The organism is Nonomuraea composti, from assembly GCF_012034275.1.
Classification (GTDB): Bacteria; Actinomycetota; Actinomycetes; order Streptosporangiales; family Streptosporangiaceae; genus Nonomuraea; species Nonomuraea composti.
Genome location: NZ_JAATEP010000056.1, coordinates 60,254 through 77,652, shown reverse-complemented (window position 1 = coordinate 77,652; position 17,399 = coordinate 60,254). Strand labels below are relative to the sequence as shown.

At 72.7% G+C, this 17,399-nt stretch carries 16 protein-coding genes; 8 read left to right on the top strand and 8 right to left on the bottom strand.

Annotated elements, in window-relative coordinates:
* The coding region (locus HCN51_RS47215; RefSeq protein ID WP_346434050.1) for a magnesium transporter MgtE N-terminal domain-containing protein at positions 1 to 769 on the bottom strand (769 nt) is incomplete at its 3' end.
* A gap of 96 nt (positions 770 to 865) precedes the next feature.
* Here HCN51_RS47215 and HCN51_RS47210 point away from each other — a divergent pair.
* The gene (locus HCN51_RS47210) at positions 866 to 1,813 is read left to right on the top strand and encodes an EamA family transporter (RefSeq protein WP_168018446.1); all 948 of its coding nucleotides are present in this window, start codon (positions 866 to 868) and stop codon (positions 1,811 to 1,813) included.
* Here HCN51_RS47210 and HCN51_RS47205 read toward each other — a convergent pair.
* Positions 1,797 to 2,165, bottom strand: a complete 369-nt coding sequence (locus HCN51_RS47205) for a hypothetical protein (protein ID WP_346434049.1) — start codon at positions 2,163 to 2,165, stop codon at positions 1,797 to 1,799. The genes HCN51_RS47210 and HCN51_RS47205 overlap by 17 nt on opposite strands.
* Before the next feature lie 38 nt (positions 2,166 to 2,203).
* Here HCN51_RS47205 and HCN51_RS47200 point away from each other — a divergent pair, with 38 nt between their 5' ends.
* Positions 2,204 to 3,136 carry an HpcH/HpaI aldolase/citrate lyase family protein gene (locus HCN51_RS47200; protein ID WP_168018445.1) on the top strand — a complete coding sequence of 311 codons (933 nt, stop codon included), beginning with the start codon at positions 2,204 to 2,206 and terminating at the stop codon, positions 3,134 to 3,136.
* Here the strand turns inward: HCN51_RS47200 and HCN51_RS47195 are convergent.
* Together HCN51_RS47195 and HCN51_RS47190 are read right to left on the bottom strand one after the other, a co-directional pair.
* The gene (locus tag HCN51_RS47195) at positions 3,126 to 3,674 is read right to left on the bottom strand and encodes a DUF6529 family protein (protein ID WP_168018444.1); all 549 of its coding nucleotides are present in this window, start codon (positions 3,672 to 3,674) and stop codon (positions 3,126 to 3,128) included. The genes HCN51_RS47200 and HCN51_RS47195 overlap by 11 nt on opposite strands.
* Positions 3,671 to 4,360, bottom strand: coding sequence for a hypothetical protein (locus HCN51_RS47190; protein WP_168018443.1), 690 nt, complete (start codon positions 4,358 to 4,360; stop codon positions 3,671 to 3,673). The genes HCN51_RS47195 and HCN51_RS47190 overlap by 4 nt, the downstream gene beginning before the upstream one ends.
* Positions 4,361 to 4,544: 184 nt before the next feature.
* Between HCN51_RS47190 and HCN51_RS62715 the strand changes: the two genes are divergently transcribed.
* Together HCN51_RS62715 and HCN51_RS47180 are read left to right on the top strand one after the other, a co-directional pair.
* The gene (locus tag HCN51_RS62715) at positions 4,545 to 5,444 is read left to right on the top strand and encodes a CPBP family glutamic-type intramembrane protease (protein ID WP_168018442.1); all 900 of its coding nucleotides are present in this window, start codon (positions 4,545 to 4,547) and stop codon (positions 5,442 to 5,444) included.
* Positions 5,445 to 5,790: 346 nt separating this feature from the next.
* Positions 5,791 to 8,835: a DUF6242 domain-containing protein gene (locus HCN51_RS47180; protein WP_168018441.1), complete on the top strand. Its 3,045-nt coding sequence runs from the start codon at positions 5,791 to 5,793 to the stop codon at positions 8,833 to 8,835.
* Between the two features lie 12 nt (positions 8,836 to 8,847).
* Here HCN51_RS47180 and HCN51_RS47175 read toward each other — a convergent pair whose 3' ends face one another.
* On the bottom strand, positions 8,848 to 9,246 hold the full coding sequence (locus HCN51_RS47175) for an NUDIX domain-containing protein (RefSeq protein ID WP_168018440.1): 399 nt from the start codon (positions 9,244 to 9,246) through the stop codon (positions 8,848 to 8,850).
* Positions 9,247 to 9,293: 47 nt separating this feature from the next.
* On the opposite strand from HCN51_RS47175, the gene HCN51_RS47170 reads away from it, so the two are divergent.
* The 3 genes from HCN51_RS47170 to HCN51_RS47160 are packed head-to-tail and all read left to right on the top strand — an operon-like array spanning position 9,294 to position 11,614.
* On the top strand, positions 9,294 to 9,947 hold the full coding sequence (locus HCN51_RS47170; protein WP_335673904.1) for a DUF6758 family protein: 654 nt from the start codon (positions 9,294 to 9,296) through the stop codon (positions 9,945 to 9,947).
* A 40-nt stretch (positions 9,948 to 9,987) separates the two neighbouring features.
* Complete coding sequence (locus HCN51_RS47165; RefSeq protein ID WP_168018438.1) at positions 9,988 to 10,710, top strand: MBL fold metallo-hydrolase; 723 nt, start codon at positions 9,988 to 9,990, stop codon at positions 10,708 to 10,710.
* Between the two features lie 28 nt (positions 10,711 to 10,738).
* On the top strand, positions 10,739 to 11,614 hold the full coding sequence (locus HCN51_RS47160; protein ID WP_168018454.1) for a RecB family exonuclease: 876 nt from the start codon (positions 10,739 to 10,741) through the stop codon (positions 11,612 to 11,614).
* A 4-nt stretch (positions 11,615 to 11,618) separates the two neighbouring features.
* On the opposite strand, the gene HCN51_RS47155 is transcribed toward HCN51_RS47160, so the two are convergent.
* The 3 genes from HCN51_RS47155 to HCN51_RS47145 form a co-directional block, all read right to left on the bottom strand.
* Positions 11,619 to 12,518 (bottom strand): oxygenase MpaB family protein, encoded by a 900-nt coding sequence (locus HCN51_RS47155; RefSeq protein ID WP_240973982.1) that lies wholly within the window; start codon positions 12,516 to 12,518, stop codon positions 11,619 to 11,621.
* Positions 12,519 to 12,531: 13 nt separating this feature from the next.
* The gene (locus HCN51_RS47150; protein ID WP_080045268.1) at positions 12,532 to 13,422 is read right to left on the bottom strand and encodes an alpha/beta fold hydrolase; all 891 of its coding nucleotides are present in this window, start codon (positions 13,420 to 13,422) and stop codon (positions 12,532 to 12,534) included.
* Positions 13,423 to 14,028: 606 nt separating this feature from the next.
* The gene (locus HCN51_RS47145) at positions 14,029 to 15,987 is read right to left on the bottom strand and encodes a DEAD/DEAH box helicase (protein ID WP_206068700.1); all 1,959 of its coding nucleotides are present in this window, start codon (positions 15,985 to 15,987) and stop codon (positions 14,029 to 14,031) included.
* Positions 15,988 to 16,339: 352 nt separating this feature from the next.
* On the opposite strand from HCN51_RS47145, the gene HCN51_RS47140 reads away from it, so the two are divergent.
* Positions 16,340 to 16,984 carry a ferritin-like fold-containing protein gene (locus HCN51_RS47140; protein ID WP_168018436.1) on the top strand — a complete coding sequence of 215 codons (645 nt, stop codon included), beginning with the start codon at positions 16,340 to 16,342 and terminating at the stop codon, positions 16,982 to 16,984.
* The last annotated feature ends 415 nt before the right edge of the window (positions 16,985 to 17,399 follow it).

Below are 17,399 nucleotides of genomic sequence, written 5' to 3'. Positions count from 1 at the left end.
GTCGTACGGGCGCGGCCTCGCCGGGCTCCATCAGGGCCAGCAGCTCGGCCGCCTGGTCCGCGGGCAGGTCGTGCAGGAGGTCGGCGGCGTCGTCGGGGCCCATCTCCTCCAGGACGTCGGCGGCCCGCTCGGGCTCCAGCGTGCCGAGGATGCCGATCTGGTCGGCGGGTGGCAGCTCCTCCAGGACGTCGGCCAGCCGGTCGTCGTGCAGCGCGCGGGCGATCTCGATGCGCCGCTTGCTGGGCAGGTCGTGCAGCGCGCTGGCCATGTCGGCGGCGCGCAGCGACTCGAACGCGGCGATCAGCCCGGCCGCCCCCTGGTCCTGCTGCAGCGTGTCGAAGCCCGACACCTCGCCCCAGTCGACCGTGCGGGGCTGGCGCCGCCGCTCCTTGTGGACGGCGACCTTGGTGATCTCCCAGGTGGACGGCTTCATCTCCTCCATGGCCACGTCGTAGACCGTCACGGGCTCGTCGCCGACGCGTACGGTGAGGTCGAGCATCTGGCCGATGACCAGCGTCTCGGTGGCGCGCTGCTCGAACCTGCGCATGTTGAGCCGCCCGGTGAAGACGACGGACCCGGCCTCGATGCGGCGTACCCGGGTGATGGGCAGGAACACCCGGCGGCGCGGCTGCACCTCGACCACGAGGCCGTGCACCTGGGGGCGGCGGCCGATGCGCAGCCCGACCACCACGTCTCTGACCCGGCCGATCTGGTCGCCGGCCGGGTCGAAGACCGGGGTCCCGGGGAGCCGGGCCACGAAGATCTTCACGTGGCCAGGCTAACAGCGCCACCCCGTTGCACCCCGAACGCCCGGCGTGTCAGTATCAAACCTGCTTAATGGTGATTACGTATCAGGCGGTGTGCGATGAGGTATGCGGGGCTTGCGCTGGCGTTCGTGTCCTCGTGTTGTTTCGCGTTCTCGGGGCCGATGGCGAAGTACCTCATCGCCGCCGGGCTGGCGCCGATCGAGGCCGTGTGGACGCGGATGGCCGGCGCGGGGCTGCTGCTCCTCGCCGTGCTGGCCGTCGTCCGGCCGCGGGCGCTGCGGATCCCCAGGTCCAGGCTGCCGTTCTTCGCCCTGTACGCGGTCATGGCGGTGGCCGGCGTGCAGGCGCTGTACTTCGTGGCGATCACCCGGCTGCCGGTGGGGGTGGCGCTGCTGCTGGAGTTCATGGCGCCGGTGATGGTGGTGGCCTGGGTGCGGCTCATCCGCAAGGTACGCCTCGCGCGCGCCGCCTACCTCGGCGCCGTCATCGCGGTCGTCGGGCTCGCGATCGTCGTCGAGGCGTGGCAGGGCCTGCGGCTGGACGCGCTGGGCCTGCTGCTCGGCCTGCTCGCCGGAGCGTGCTGCGCCGGATATTTCCTGATGAACGATAGCTTCGGCGACGACGTGGACCCCCTCGGCCTGATCGCCTGGGGCATGGCCGGCGCGGCCGTGGTGCTGATCCCGTTCGCCCGGCCGTGGAACATCCCCTGGGACGCCTTCACCGTCACCGCCGCCCCCGAGGGCGGGCTGCGGCTGCCGGTGCTGGGGGCGTACCTGTGGATGGTGCTGATCGCCACCGTGATCGCGTACATCCTGGGCGTCAACGCCGTGCGGCGGCTGTCGGCCGCGGTGGGGGCCACCGTCGCCTCGCTGGAGGTCATCGGCGGCGCCGTCGTGGCCTGGGCGCTGGTCGGCGAGACGCTCGGCGTCTTCCAGATCGTCGGCGGCCTGCTCGTGCTGTCGGGCGCGCTGCTCGCCCAGACCGCCACCTCCAGCGCTCAACCCGCCGTGATCGAGGAGCCCCAGGCCGTCACCGCTGCGGGGTGAGCCGCCAGACGGTGGACTCGCGGGCCCAGCGCTCGGTCAGGTGCTCGCTGTCGCGGGCGTTGAGCCGCTCCTTGGCCAGCACCGCCACGGCGTCGGCCGACGCGGCCTGGTCGACGGCCGACACCGCGGCCTCGAACTCCACCAGCCTGGCCCCGTTGTCCTTGCTGCGCAGCGTCACGTGCACCCGGTCGAGGCCGTCGAGCCCGGGCAGCCGCTGCTCCTCGCCGCCGGTCACCAGGTAGATCGCGCCGTCGTGCCAGGCGTGCCACGCCAGGCGGGGGCGGTCGAGGGTGAGCCAGAGGATGCCGGACTTCTTGGCGCCCTCCTCGATGGCCATCATGTCGTCGCTCACGGATCCGACTGTAACCGGCGGCCCAGTAGCGTGTCCGCATGCGCTCACGACGTTCTGTGCTCGCCGTGCCAGGCAGCAACCCCCGGTTCCTGGAGAAGGCCCAGACCCTGCCCGTGGACGAGGTCTTCCTCGACCTGGAGGACTCCGTCGCGCCGCTGGCGAAGGAGGAGGCACGGGCCAACATCGTGGCCGCGCTGCGCGAGGGCGACTGGTCCGGCAAGACCCGCGTGGTCAGGGTGAACGACCTGACCACCCAATGGACGTACCGGGACGTGATCGAGATCGTGGAGGGGGCGGGCGCCTACCTCGACTGCGTGATGCTGCCCAAGGTGCAGGACCCGACCGAGGTCGTCTGGCTCGACACGCTGCTGACGCAGATCGAGAAGACCATGGGGTACGAGGTGGGCCGCATCGGCATCGAGGCGCAGATCGAGAACGCCCGCGGCCTGGTCAACGCCGACGCCATCGCCGGCTCGTCGAAGCGCCTGGAGACGCTCGTGTTCGGCCCCGCCGACTTCATGGCCTCGATCAACATGCGCACGCTGGTCGTCGGCGAGCAGCCGCCCGGCTACGTCGAGGGCGACGCCTACCACTACATCCTCATGCGCCTGCTCATGGCGGCCAGGATGCACGACCTGCAAGTGATCGACGGCCCCTACCTCCAGATCAAGGACGTCGAGGGCTTCCGCAGGGTCGCCCAGCGGGCCGCGGCGCTCGGGTTCGACGGCAAGTGGGTGCTGCACCCGTCGCAGGTGGACGCGGCCAACGAGGTGTTCTCGCCGGCGCAGGAGGACTATGACCACGCCGAGCTCATCCTGGAGGCGTACGAGTACTACACCACGGTGGAGAAGCGCGGCGCGGTCATGCTGGGCGACGAGATGATCGACGAGGCGTCCAGGAAGATGGCGCTCGTCGTGGCCGCCAAGGGGCGGGCGGCCGGGCTGAGCCGGACGAAGACCTTCACACCTTGATGCCGATGGCGGTGAAGAACCAGAACGCCGACGTCAGCCAGATCCCCACGAGCGCCGTGAACGTCAGCCCGCCGAGCACCGGCAGCGTCCAGCCCGGCGTGTCGCGCTTGGGCAGGGCCAGCATCTTCGCGGTGAACACGCCGTAGAAGAAGCAGCCGAGCAGCGAGTGCGCGAGCACGCGCGGCACGTCGTACTGGAGGCCGAGGGCGTACAGGCAGTGGAAGGCGACGGGGATGGTGAGCACGAACGCCAGCCGCCCCGACCAGCGGTGCACGGCGGGCGGGATCGTGATCCCGAGCTTGCCCCACATCGACAGGGCCGAGACCACCTGCACGATAGCCAGCACGAACGCGCCGGTGGTCAGCCACGCCTTCATGGGCAGGGCGGCGGAGAACCCGGCCACGCCGACGGCGTGACCGGTGGGCGTGTGCGCGCGACCGTACACGCCGAGGGCGAGCACGACGAGGCCGCCGGCGAGCAGCGGCACGAGGAGCGGCACCAGGCTCGGGGGCCGGTGCTGCTGGTGGATGGCGGTCATTGCATCTCCTCGATGAAGCCGTCGACGTCCTCCGGGCTGACTGTGGTGCCGTCCACGGTCACGGGGGCGGTGGGCCGCTCGCTGTCGATCTGCGGGATGGCCACCTGCTGCTCGCCGAGCGCGGCGGCGCCGACCTGGTAGTAGCCGCCGTCCGGGTTCTTGATCACGATCCAGCCGGCGCGGAGCTTGGCGCCCCTGACCAGGGCGGTGGCCCGGTAGAGGCCCGACGGTTTGACCACCGTGGGGGCCACGAAGTCCCATTTCCTGCCGCCGACGGACACCCAGCCCTTGGCCCGGCCGCCGCCCAGCTCGGCCGTCACCTTGGCGCCGGCGTTCGCGACGCCCTTGAGCTGGAGCTCGCCGCCGGACTCCGAGCCCTTGAACCAGGCCTCGCTCCTGCCGTCGCAGAAGTAGCCGACGGCCTTGCCGTTCCTGATGGAGATGGCGATGAGGGCGCCGTTGCCCTTGACCCGGCCGCCGTAGTCGGCCTTGGCGATCTTCTCGGGCTCCGTCTTGGACGGGGAGGGCGAGGCCGCCGCGCTGCTCTCCTCCGACGGGGGTGCTTGGGCGGCGGTGCCCGCGGCCGTTTCCTCGGCCGCCGGTGTCGCGATGGTGCTGGCGACACCGAGCCCCACGGCGAGCACTGCTCCCGCCGCGAGGGTGATGACAGGTCCCAGCCTTGACATGGACTGCTCCCAGGGTCGAATTGCCGTACGACTCCGAGCATCCGCCTAAAACGGCGGGCCGTCTGTGAACTAATGCGCATCAAGCGGACAGAATGGAGCCATGCAGGAAAATCCGGGGTCTCCATTTCCGCACGGTACGCCGGCGGCCGAGTATCCGTATCCAGCGCAACCGCCGTCCTGGTTCGTGGCCGTGCCGCGCGGGGCCACGTTCGACCGCCTCGCCGCGATCTCGGGGGTGCGGCCGTGGCGCGCGATCGTCGGCACGCTGATCGTCGCCGCCGGGTTCCTGGGGATCGGCGTCGTGGTCGTGGTCGCCTTCATGCTGGGGACGGAGCTCTTCGGCCTGCCCGAGGCGGTGGACCAGGCCGGGATACCGAGGGGCAACGCGTACGGGCTGGCCATGACGCTGCTGTCCATCGCGCCCGTGCTGCTGCTCGTGCTCGGCACCGCCGCACTCGTCCAGCGGCGCCGGCCGGGGACGGTCTCGTCCGTGGCCGGGCGGCTGCGCTGGTCGTGGATGGGGCAGTGCGCGGCGGTGGCCGTGCTGGCGCTCGTGCTCGGGCAGGCGGCGCAGTGGCTGGCGCTGTCGGCCGCCGGGCTGGACTCCGGGATGTTCGGCTGGGGCGGATGGGCGGCCTTCCTGCCGCTGCTCATCGTGATCCTGCTGCTGGTGCCGTTCCAGGCCGCGGCCGAGGAGTACGTCTTCCGCGGCTGGTTCATGCAGGCCGTCGGGGCGCACGTGCGCAATCCCGTGTGGGGGATACTGATCGGGTCCGCGTTGTTCGCCTCGCTGCACGGGTATTCATGGGCGGGGCTGGTCGACGTGTTCTCGTTCGGGGCGGTGATGGCGTGGCTGGCGGTGCGCACCGGAGGGCTGGAGGCGCCGATCGCGCTGCACGTGGTCAACAACGTCGTGGCCTTCGGCATCAGCGCGGCGGCGGGCGATCTGCAGGACGCGCTGGACCAGGGGAAGTCGCCGGTGCCGTGGCAGGCGTTGGCGGGGACCGTGGTGCAGCTCGGGGTGTATGCGTTTGGTGTGATGTATCTAGCCAAAAAGCAGTCAATCAAGACTATTTCGGAATAAATCCGGCGCGAGGTGCGGGGAATCTCCCTAGAGAGGTCTCGTAATTCCGGCTGAGACATGCTGGTCTGGATGCTGTCGGGACGGCGGGGCCACCCCCTGCCGCCCCTGGAACGGTCCGCGCACGCGGCCTTCGAACCACCTGTACGACGAGCTCGACTAGGAGGTACGGCGCGTGGCCTCCGGCCCCAGCGAACCCCCGCCACGGCGACCGCCTGAAGACGACGACCCTCGCTCCGAGGGCAGGTCGGACCCCCAAACCCCGCCAGAAGAGCCCAGGATCAGCCACTCGCCGCCCGGCCCCACCGACGACCGGGCCAGAGGCTTACCGCTGTCCTCCCCGTGGGGCATGCCACCGTTCGCCGCCCCCATCCCCGGCGACGAGCCGCAGGAGCCGCCCAAGGGGCGCCGGCCGTACGCGTCGCCGACGGGGGAGCCCGAGGACGAGCCGCGCCGCCGGCCCCGCCGCATCGTCAACCGGCCCGACAAGCTGGTCGCCGGCGGCCCGCCCCGCCCCGATCCTTCCGCCCCCGACGAGCCCCGGCCCGGCGCCGCCGTCCAGGGCGAGCCCCGGCCCGACACCGCCGTCCCGGGCGAACGCCGGCCGGACGCCGGCGAGGTGCCCCCGCCCCGCCGCGAGGCGGCCGCCGCGCAGGCGGAGGTGCCCCACGTGCCCCGGCCGCGGCCCGAGGGCGACGCGGCCCCGCCTCCGGTCGTGACACCCGGCAAGGACGCCGGGACGCCCGTCCAGGACGCGGGCACGCCTGACCAGGACGCCGGCACGCCTGACCAGGACGCCACCATCCCGGCCCAGGACACCGGGCCCGGCAACGGGGAGCGCCGGGATCGCATCCCGCCGTACCGGCTCGTGTATCCCCTGCCGACCGGCGAGGAGACCCGGGCGGCCGAGGACGCGCACGAAGAGAGCGGCCACGACGATGGCGATGACGACGGCGATGGCGACGGTGACGGCGAGTGGCGGGACGAGCCCGAGGTGCGGCGCGTCGGACGGCCGCCCGCCGGCCGCCCCACCAGGCCCGACCTCCTCGTGGCGGGGGGCGACACGGCCGGCCAGGGCGCCGGAGGCAGGCACCACCGCGGCCCCGCCCCCGCCGCCGTCCGCAGGTCCAGCCCCGTCCGCAGGCGCACCAGGGCGATCCCGATCGTGCTGACCGTGGCCGCCGCCATCCTGGTGGCGACCGGCGTGCTCGTCTGGCGCTGGAGCGACGACGAGGGCGCGGGCCTGCGTCTGGAGGCGGGCACCGGACGTTCGGGTGACGAGCTGTTCACGATCCCCGCCGCCGGCGTCGGCACCGACCAGAAGCTCAACGACATGACCTCGGTGGGCCGCGCGGTGGTGGCGGTCGGCAGCGACACGACCAGCCCGACCCCGCGCCCGCTCTTCCTGTTCTCCCCGAACGGCGGCAAGACGTGGCAGCTCGGCCAGGTGAACGGCGCGTCGTCGGCGATCGTGCGGCGCGTGGTCGGCGGCGAGGGCAGGTGGCTGGCCAGCGGCGGCGACGAGGCGACCGGCGAGCGCGGCCTGTGGACCAGCACCGACGGTTACAGCTGGACGGCGGTGCCGTCGTCGGGGCTGGCCGCGTTCCGCACGGGTGACCGGATCGAGGACATCGCGCGGACGGGCTCGGGGTTCGTCGCGGTCGGCAGCACGGCGGGAGCCGACGGCGGCACCGGCCCGGCGGCCTGGCGCTCGGACGACGGCCGGGCCTGGGAGCGCGTGGAGACCAGGGAGCTGGGAGTACGTGCGCTGAAGGCCGTGGTGGCCAAGGGTGACACGGCCGTGGCCATCGGAGTACCCGCGGACGGCGAGGGATCGCGGGTGCTGCGCTCGGCCAACGGCGGGCGCGCCTGGCAGGCGACCGGCTTCCAGCTCCCCGAGGCGACGGATCCCCGCGCGGGGACGGTGGCGGTGCTGCCCAAGCGGTTCGTGCTGGTGCCGATGCGGCGGCGGACGCCGGAGGGCGACGTGCGCGTCTACTGCTCGCCGACCGGGGCGCAGTGGTCGCAGTGCGGCTCCATCGGCGGCCTCGCGCCCGAGAGCGTCGGCGTGGAGACGATGATCTCCTACCCGTCGGGCGTGGCCGCGATCAGCCCGGTCGGGATGGGCTCGTACACGGTGCTGACCACCACCGACGGCCGCTCGTGGACGAAGCGCGCCGATCTGGGCAACCTGACGGGCGCGACGCTGCGCGGGTTCACGATCTCCGACGGCGGCACGCTGTTCGCCGGCGGCGACCGCGCGGCCTCCGACGTGGACAACCAGCTCGTGCTCATGGCCGCGCCGCCGCGCGGCACCGCCGCGCGCGTGCCGCTCGGCAACGTCGAGGGCCTGACCAGGATCGCCCGCGAGACGAACGCGCTGACCAGCCACGGCGGCCGGTACGTGGCCGTCGGCTCCGCGTCGGGCGACGCCGGCCTGTGGACGATCAGGAACTGGCAGAGCTGGAAGTCCATGAGCCTCGGCGGCACGGGCAGGCAGACGCTGGAGGACGTCACGTACGGCAGCCGCGGCTGGCTGGCGGTCGGCGGCACCGAGCCGAACGCCGGCGTCACCGACCCCCTCCTCGTCACCTCCACCGACGGCGAGAACTGGAAGCGGGTGGACGTCACGGGCGACCTGGCCCGCCGCCCCGACCAGCTCTACCTGCGCACCGACGTGGTGACGGCGGGCAAGAAGGGGTACGTGCTGGCCGGCGAGTCGCGGGACCAGTCAGGCGCGACCGGCGCCGCCATGTGGTTCACGCCCGACACGCGCAAGTACACCCGCTCCAGCAAGCTGCCGCAGGGCGGCGCGGGCGTGCGCGTGCACGACGTGACCGCGGTCGGCGACGGGTACGTGGCCGTGGGCGGCTCCGGCGGCGCCGACCAGGAGCGGACCGTCGTCTGGTACTCCGAGGACGGCGTGAACTGGACGGCCCGCGACGCCGTGTCCCCGCCGGACGCCACGTCGGCCGGGCTGCGGCGGGTGGCGGCGTACCAGGGCAAGCTGGTCGCCATCGGCACGGCCATGACGAACGGGGCGCGGCGCGCGTTCGCCGCCGTCTCGGGCGACGACGGCCAGAGCTGGGAGACGGCGTGGCTGCCCACCGACCAGGCGGCAGCCGTGTACGACCTGGCGGCTGCCCAGGAGGGGCTGGTGGCGGTCGGCTGGCACGGCGTGCCCGGCGAGGGCGACAGCGCGGCCTGGACCTCGCAGGACGGGCTGTCGTGGAACCGCGTGGCGCTCACCAAGGACCGCCTGGCGGGCCAGGGGACGCAGTGGTTGTCGGCGGTGGCGGTGGACGGGTCGGAGGTCGTGGCGCTCGGCCGCTCCACGACGTACAACGCGGATCACCTGATCCTGTGGACGTCGAGCCTGACGTCGAGCAGGTGACTCCCGAGCGCGTCATGCGGCCGGGAGGGTGTCCCACTCCGTCAGGCAGTCCAGCAGGCCCTCGGTCAGCGGCAGCCGCGCCAGGTCGGAGCGGTCGCACCAGCGCAGGGCCGCCGCGTCGTCCCCCGCGGCGGCCGTCCCTCCGGACATGGTCGCGAGGTAGTCGCGGATCACGTACGTGACCCCGCCGGGCCCGGCCCTGTGCACCGTGCCGGCCAGCCGGCCGACCGTCACCCGCAGCCCGGTCTCCTCCAGCACCTCGCGCCGCACGCCGGCCTCGTCGCTCTCGCCGGGCTCCAGCCGCCCGCCGGGGACGGACCACAACCCCAGGCCGGGCGCGTGTCCCCGCTGGACGAGAAGAAGCCGGCCGAAGGCGTCGAAAATGATCGCGCCGACACAATTTACGCGCACATGACCAAGATTACGACGGGATAACGGGCACCGGCCTTGACGCGGCCGTGCCGGAGAAAGCACCGTGGGTAGTTGTGAGAGCGGCTCCAACCTGTCCACGGTGCTTTGGCCCGCTTCACGGGCCGAGCGCCTGGTCGAGTGCGTACCGATGCGGGACGCACGGCGATGTCCTGCCGTATCAGCCTCCGTGGCCGCCGACCAGCACCGCGCTTGAGGCGATACGCAAAAGCTCCGTCGTGCCCGTGTGGCTGCCCTGGCCGTTGCCCGCCGGCTGGCTGGTGACCGGCTTCGGCGAGGTGGGCGACCAGCGCACCGGCGCGCGCGCCAGCCTGGTCGCGCTGACCGGGCCGTCGCTGACGGAAGGGCCGGCGGACCTGCTGCTGATCGCGGAGGAACCGGGCATCGGGCTGGGCGCGGCGTTCGCCGGGCTCGACGGGCCCGACCCCGGCGAGGGGTTCGACTCGGGCCCGCCGAACGCGAAGATCGCCGTGCTGGGCCACCCCACCGCGCTGTGGTGCGTGGACGGCCAGACCGACCGGGCCGTCTACGCGGGCGAGGCGATGGGCAACTGGCTGTGGGCGATCGCCTGGCCGGCCGACGCCGGATGCGTGATCGCGCTGGCGGAGCTGTCGCTGGTGGACGCCCGCGACCACGAGCTCGACGTGCCGTTCGGGGCCTTTTCTCCCAGACTCGAAGATTAACGATTCGCGCTGTCAGGGGAACGGACTAGAGTTCGGAGGCGTGACAGCGCGTATCGAGCGAGTGGTGACCGAGGGTGTCGTCGACATCGACGGCATCGAGCACAAGGTCGAGAACAACACCTGGATCGTGGGTGACGACGACGAGGTGATCGTCATCGACGCCTCGCGTGACGCCGACAAGATCCTCGAGCAGGTCGGCGAGCGGGAGGTGCTGGCCGTCATCTGCACGGCGGGCCTGCCCGACCACGTCGGGGCCGCCATCGAGGTAGCCAGCAGAGACGAGGCGGTCGTCGCCCTGCACCCCAAGGACAAGCCCCTGTGGCGGGAGACCTGGCGCGAGACCTGGCCCGACATCGACATGGAGGACGACGGCATCTTCGGCGTGGCCGACGTCCAGCTCGACGTCATGGAGACGCCCGGCGTCACCCCCGGCGGCGTGTCGCTCTACTGCGAGGCGCTCGGGGCCGTGTTCACCGGCAAGGCCCTGCAGGCCGACGGCCCCGGCAAGCTGGGCGGCGAATACCCCGCCCTGGCCGACCAGCTCACCTCCATCGGCGGGCGGCTGTTCACGCTTCCCGGCGACACGCGGGTGCTGGCCGCGCACGGCGACGAGGTCACGATCGGCGACCTCGAGCCGCACTTCGACGACTGGGTCTCCGGCTCGCTCACCCGCACCGACACCGAGACGGGCACCGGGGCCGGCGGCGAGGGCCCGCTGACCGACGGCACCAGGATCTCCGGGATCAAGCTGGGCGACGAATAAGGTGCAGGGCCAGCTCCCGCTGGAAGGGATGCCGCGGCGGCTCTACTCGTGCACGCCGTCGCGGTTGAACACCTGGCTCGACTGCCGCCGCCGCTACCGGTTCACCTACCTCGATCGGCCGCAGCCGTCCAAGGGGCCCGCCTGGGCGCACAACAGCGTGGGCGCGAGCGTCCACAACGCGCTGGCGGGCTGGTGGCGGGAGCCGTACGAGCGGCGCACCCCGCTGACGGCGGCCATCCTGCTCACGAACGGGTGGATCACCGAGGGGTTCAGGGACGCCGAGCAGTCGGGGCGCTGGCTGGGCCGCGCCCGCGACCTCGTTTCCGGATACGTCGCGACTCTTGACCCGTCCGACGACCCCGTCGGCGTCGAGCGCACGGTCGCCACCCGCACCAAGGTCATCGCCCTGTCGGGCCGCATCGACCGGCTCGACCGGCGCGGCGACGAGCTGGTCGTGGTCGACTACAAGACCGGCCGCCGCCCGCTCACCCAGGACGACGCCCGCTCCTCGCTCGCCCTGGCGGTGTACGCCGTCGCGGCCTCGTCCATGATGCGCACCCCGTGCCGCACGGTCGAGCTGCACCACCTGCCCACCGGCGAGGTCATCGAGTGGCGGCACACCGAGGAGTCGCTGGCCCGGCACATCGCCCGGGCCGAAGAGGTCGCCATGGAGGCGTCCGAGGCCGACGACCGCTACCGCGCCGCCGTGCCCGGCCGGTCCGGGCCGCGCCGCCCGCCGGGCGAACGCCAGACGATCGGCCCGCCGCAGGTGCCCGACGAGGTCGACAAGCTGTTCGCGCCCAGCCCCGGGCCCATCTGCTCCTGGTGCGACTTCCGCCGCCACTGCCCCGAGGGCCAGGCGGCCGGCCCCGAACGCCAGCCTTGGGACGGCCTGGCCGAGTGAGCCGTCACCGGCCTGCCCTGGGCCAGCGGCGCGGATCGGTCAGGCCCTTGAGCCCCTTGCGGACGTCGTAGCCCGCGGCGCCCAGCCGTTCTCTCGACGCCTGGAGCATCTGCCGGGTGGCGGGCATGAAGGCGCGGTCGTGCAGGGGCTCGGGCAGGGAGTTCAGGCCCAGCCTGAACGCCTTGAGCGCCGCCGTGACCGCCGCCTGCGGCACCTCGGGCAGCACGCCGTACATGCGCCTGGCCCAGCCCGGCAGCGTGTAGTAGCACAGCGCGCCGAACGGGAAGTAGAGCGGCTTGCCCGGCGACAGCGCGCGCAGCTCGCGCGGCAGCCGCGGCCACAGCAGGAACCGCACCGTCGAGACCGCCTCGGGCGTCACGCGCAGGCTCGGGCGCACCTGCTTGAAGTAGGCGTCCAGCTCGGCGCACGAGCCGGGCACGTCGTCGAGGTGCAGGCCGACGTAGGTGGCGCTCCTGCGCTGCTCGTACAGGTAGCGGTCGGCCTGGCGCTCGCTGAGCCCCAGCCCGCCGCGCCTGGCCACCTCCAGGTACGACGACACCTCCGCGCAGTGCACCCACAGCAGCAGCTCGGGATCGTCGACCCGGTGCGTCCGGCCGGTCTGGGGGTCGCGGACGCGCAGCGCCCGGTGGATGCCGCGCACCCGCCTGCCGATCTCGTCGGCCTCCTCGGGGCTGCCGAACGTCACCCGCCCCACGAAGTCGGCCGTGCGGCGCAGGCGGCCGAACGGGTCCTCCTGGAAGTTGGAGTTCTGCCAGACGCCCAGCATGGCCAGCGGGTGCAGCGCCTGCAGCATGAGGCCGCGCACCCCGCCCACCCACATCGTGCGGTCGAGGTGCACCTGCCAGGTCGCGCTCTGCGGCGGCTGGACGGCGATGTCTTCCATAGTAAGTACATGGTTACACCGCATTGGACCTGATGTCCAAAAAGTGTTTCTCGGCGGCGTTCCAGAACCGCACCAGCGCCGCCGCCGTCGTCTCCGGCGCCTCGACGGCGGGGGAGTGCACCGCGCCCGGCACCACCACGCAGTCGGCCCCGAGCCTGGCCGCCATCTCCGACTGCGCCTCGGGCGGCCAGCCGTCGTCGTGCTCGCCGTACAGGACGAGCGTGGGCACCTCGATCTGGCGCAGCTCGTCGGTACGGTCGTGCATCGACAGCACCTGCTCGGCCATGCACGACAAACCCGTGGGGGAGTTGGCCAGCAGGCGCTTGTGCAGGAACTCCATGATCTCGTCCGGCACGTCCTGCGCCAGCACCTCCGGCTCGAACCTGGAGTGCCAGACCGCCTCCAGGCCCAATGCCGGCACCTCCTCCATGATCTTCCTGCCGGCCCGCGCCCGCCTGCCCTCGATCGCGCCCGGCCCGGAGCCCATCAACGTGAACGAGGCGAACCGCGTGCGCCCGTCGATCACCGCCTCCCGGCCCACCAGCCCGCCGAACGAGTGACCCACCAGATGAACGGGGTCACCGCCGCCGATCACCTGCGACAGCGCGTCCACGTCGGCGCCCAGCGCCGCGCACGTGTAGGCCGCCGGATCGTCGGGGCCCGGAGTCTCGTACTGGCCGCGCAGATCGATCGCCACCACCCGGCGGCCCGACTGGGCCAGGGTCATCAGGACCGCGATGAAGTCCTCCTTGCTGCCCGTCAGGCCGGGGACCAGGATCGCGGGCCAGCGCTCAACCACACCACTGACCGGAATGGCCTCCAGGGCCGCGAACGTGCCCTGTGGCGTCTCGATCTTCTGCGGGGTGACGCCAGGAGGCAGGTCGAGGAATCGCGGCGTACTCACGTGGGGCAACAATACCCAGAGGTCAGCGCCTCGACACCGGCATGGCTCCTACGCTGGTGCGAGTTCTGAGGAGTTGCCGGGTATGCGTGATCTCCCGATCCGGCCCGCCACCTCCGTGGACGCCTTACATGCGGCCCTCGGGCCCCGGCGGGGTGTTCCGGATACCGGAGCGGGTGAATTCCGGCTCACCCCGCCGACGCCCTCAGGCGGCTCGCACAGGGGGCCGTGGACGGCGCTGAGCGCGCGCCTGCCGTCCCCGTACCCCTGCCGGGCACATCGGGAGGGGTAGCAGCCCGCGCCGCCGCCTCAGGCCACCCACGGCCGTTCCCCCGCCTGCAGCCTGCCCATGGCCCCGTCCCGCCGCCCCTGAGACCCGCCCGCGCGCAGTCCTGCCGCCTGAGACCCCGCTCACGGCGCCGGCCTGCCGCCCCGTGGCCCGTCCAGCGCCCCCGTTCCGCCGCCCCGCCCGCCGTCCTGCGCCCGCGAGGGCGAGCCGCTCGCCGGCGGAAGGCGCCTGGGAACGCAGGAAGGCACCTGGGAACGCAGGAAGGCGCGCACCCTCGCAAGGGTGCGCGCCTTCACACACGGGCCGGTGTCGCCGGAAGGTCAGCCGGCGCGACGGCGGTTGCCGCCACCGCCGCCACCCCGGGACTGGCGCCGCTGCTGCTTGCGCTCGGTCGCCGCCGACGGCGCGATGTCGTCGTCGTCCGTCGCCAGGTCCGGCGACTGGAAGATGACCGTGAACGGGCTGGGCGGGATGATCCGCTCAGGCTCCCGGCGCGCCGGCGGAGGCGGCGTCGACAGGAAGCTCGGCTCCGGCACCGATGCGGGCTGGACCGGGGCCGACTGAGCCGGCGCGGGCTGCGCCGCCACAGGCTGAGCCGGCGCGGCGGCCTGGCGCTCCCGCTCCGCGACCGTCGTGGTGGCCGTCTCCACCGCGTCCGGCCTGGCCTCGACCCGGGTCTCGGCCTCGGTCTCGGCGGGGGCAGCCGCCCGGCGCGTCCGCGTGCGCTTGGCCGGCGCCTGCGCGACCTCCTCCTCGGAGGTCGTACGAGCGGTGGCGGCCGGCGCCTCGGCGGGCTCCTCAGCGGCGGCCTTGCGCGAGCGGGTGCGCTTGGCCGGCGCCTCAGGGGCGTCGGCGAGCGCCTGCTCGATGGCCGAGGAAGCGGCGCCCCTGCGCGTACGGGTGCGCCTGGGCTCACCCGCCGCCTGGATCTCGTCCGCAGTGAAGATCGCCGGAGTCTCCTCCGTCTTGGCATCCACGAGCTCGACCTCCGGCCTCTCGACGGGTGCGGTCTCCGCCAGCTCCTTCCCGCCGCGGGTGCGGCGGCGCTGGCGGGGCGTACGGGCAGGGCGCTCCTCGCGCTCGTCACGGCGGCGCCCGCCACGCGTGCGGGTGCGGCCGGTCTCGCCGAGGTCCTCGATGCGCTCGGCCGACAGGCCGGCGCGGGAGCGCGCGGCGTGCGGCAGGACGCCCTTGGTGCCCTCGGGGATGCTCAGCTCCGAGTAGACGTGCGGCGAGGTGGAGTAGGTCTCCTCCGGCTCGGCGAAGTCGAGCCCGAGCATCTGGTTGATCATCTTCCAGCGGGTCAGCTCCTCCCACTCCACGAACGTGACCGCGATCCCCGTGCGCCCGGCCCGGCCGGTGCGGCCGATGCGGTGCACGTAGGTCTTGTCCTCCGTGGGGCAGTCGTAGTTGACCACGTGGGTGACGTCGTCGATGTCGATGCCGCGGGCGGCCACGTCGGTGGCCACCAGCACGTCGATCTTGCCGTTGCGGAACGCGCGCAGCGCCTGCTCGCGCTGGCCCTGGCCGAGGTCGCCGTGCACGGCCGCGACCGCGAAACCACGCGTGTCGAGCTGCTCGGCGACCATGTCGCAGGCCCGCTTGGTCTCGCAGAAGACCATGGTGAGCCCGCGGCCGTCGGCCTGCAGCAGCCGCGCGAGGATCTCGATCTTGTCCATGCGGTGCGTACGCCACACGATCTGGCGCACCTGCGGCGTGGTCTCGCCCTCACCGCTGTCGGACTCGGCCCGTACGTGCGTCGGCCGGTTGAGGTACTTGCGCGACAGCGACACGATCTCGCCCGGCATCGTCGCCGAGAACAACATCGTCTGCCGCTCCGCCGGGATCAGCTTGAAGATCCGCTCGATGTCGGGCAGGAAGCCCAGGTCGAGCATGCGGTCGGCCTCGTCGAGCACGAGCGAGGTGATCTGGCTCAGGTCGAGGTGCTTCTGCTTGACCAGGTCGAGCAGGCGGCCCGGGGTGCCGACGATGACGTCGACCCCGGCCTTGAGCGCCTCGATCTGCGGCTCGTACGCGCGCCCGCCGTACACGGTGAGAACCCGCGAGCCGAGCTTGCCGGCGGCGGTCACGAGGTCCTCGCTGACCTGCGTGGCCAGCTCGCGGGTCGGCACGATGACGAGCCCGCGGGGCTTCTTGCGGTTCTTGCGCGGCTTGCCGATGCTCTGCAGCATCGCGATGCCGAACGCGTAGGTCTTGCCCGTGCCGGTGCGTGCCTGGCCGATCAGGTCCTGGCCGCTCAGCGCGAGCGGGAGCGCCATCTCCTGGATGGGGAACGGTGTGACGATACCCTCGGTCTCGAGGGCATCGGCGATCTCTGGTGTGACTCCGAGGTCTCGGAAAGTCGTCAGCGTGGCCTGCCTCAGTCTCAAATGAAGGCGGGCCTGCCGGGACCGACGGGCGGAAAACAGCCCCCGTGTCGTGGGTCCTCGCGGTAGAGCCAGCCCTCTCGCGTCATCAGCGACCGCGCACCCGGGGATTCGGGGGGTAATCGGGGGATTCCCCCGAATTAACACAGTGCGGTCGCACTTTCACAGAGCAGTGTACTCGATACCACAACGCTGACCGAGCTTGCGTATGTTCCCGAAGTTTCTCCGAAGTACGCTGCCTTCCATGAAGGAGTCCCCTGGAGTCGTCGACCTGCTCGGTGTGCTGGCCTACGCGGAGCTCAGCGCGTACGCGCGGATGACCGAGGACGCGGCCACGCTCGCGCCCTCCCTGGCCGACCGGGCGGCGCTGAGCGAGCTGGCCGTCACCGAGTACGCCCACTTCCGCCTCCTGCGTGACCGGCTCACCGAACTCGGCGCCGACCCCGACGCGGCGATGACGCCGTTCGTCAGCGCGCTGGACGCCTGGCACGCGCAGACGAGGCCGACCGACTGGCTCCAGGCGCTGGTCAAGACCTACGTGGGCGACGGCATCGCCCTCGACTTCTACCGCGAGGCGGCCCGGCTCCTCGACCCGTCGATCGCCAAGCTCGTCGACGAGGTGCTCGTGGACGAGGGCCGCTCCCAGTTCGCCGTCGAACGCGTCAGGGCCGCCATCGAGGCCCACCCCGCCGAGGCCGGCCGCCTCGCGCTGTGGGCGCGGCGCCTGGTCGGCGAGGCCCTCAGCCAGGGCCAGCAGGTCGCCTCCGCCCGGCCCGAGCTGGCCCTGCTCCTGATGGAGTCCCAGCAGGAAGGCCACGCGGACATCTCCCGCCTGTTCGCCAAGCTGACGGAGGCACACAACAAGCGCATGGCCGCGATGGGCATCTGACCGGCGGCGCCGGGCATGTGATCATCGGGATGGGCACCCGCATCCTCGCGACGGAACCCGCATGCCTGCGACAGGCATCTGATCGTCTCGCCATCGGGCGGCGCGCGGCGCGGAACGGTTGTAGCGTGCCAACATGAGGGCCTCGCGCCGCTACGGCAGTTCCTTGACGAGATGTGGGCCGAATCGCTGGGCTACGCGCGCCGTACTGCGAAGGGAGAGCGCGCGCTGCCCGGCCTCCGACCCAAGGTGCGCCACCATCCTCCGCGCCCGGCACCCCCGCGGCTGCCTCCTCCCACGCCCCCAACGCCGGCCCTGACCCGGCCCTGAGCCGTGCCCGCTTGCCGCGCGCTCTGGCGGGCTCCGCTCCCGGCGCCGGCGGCGGGGCTGCCGGTGCCACCCACGCCCGCCGTGTCGG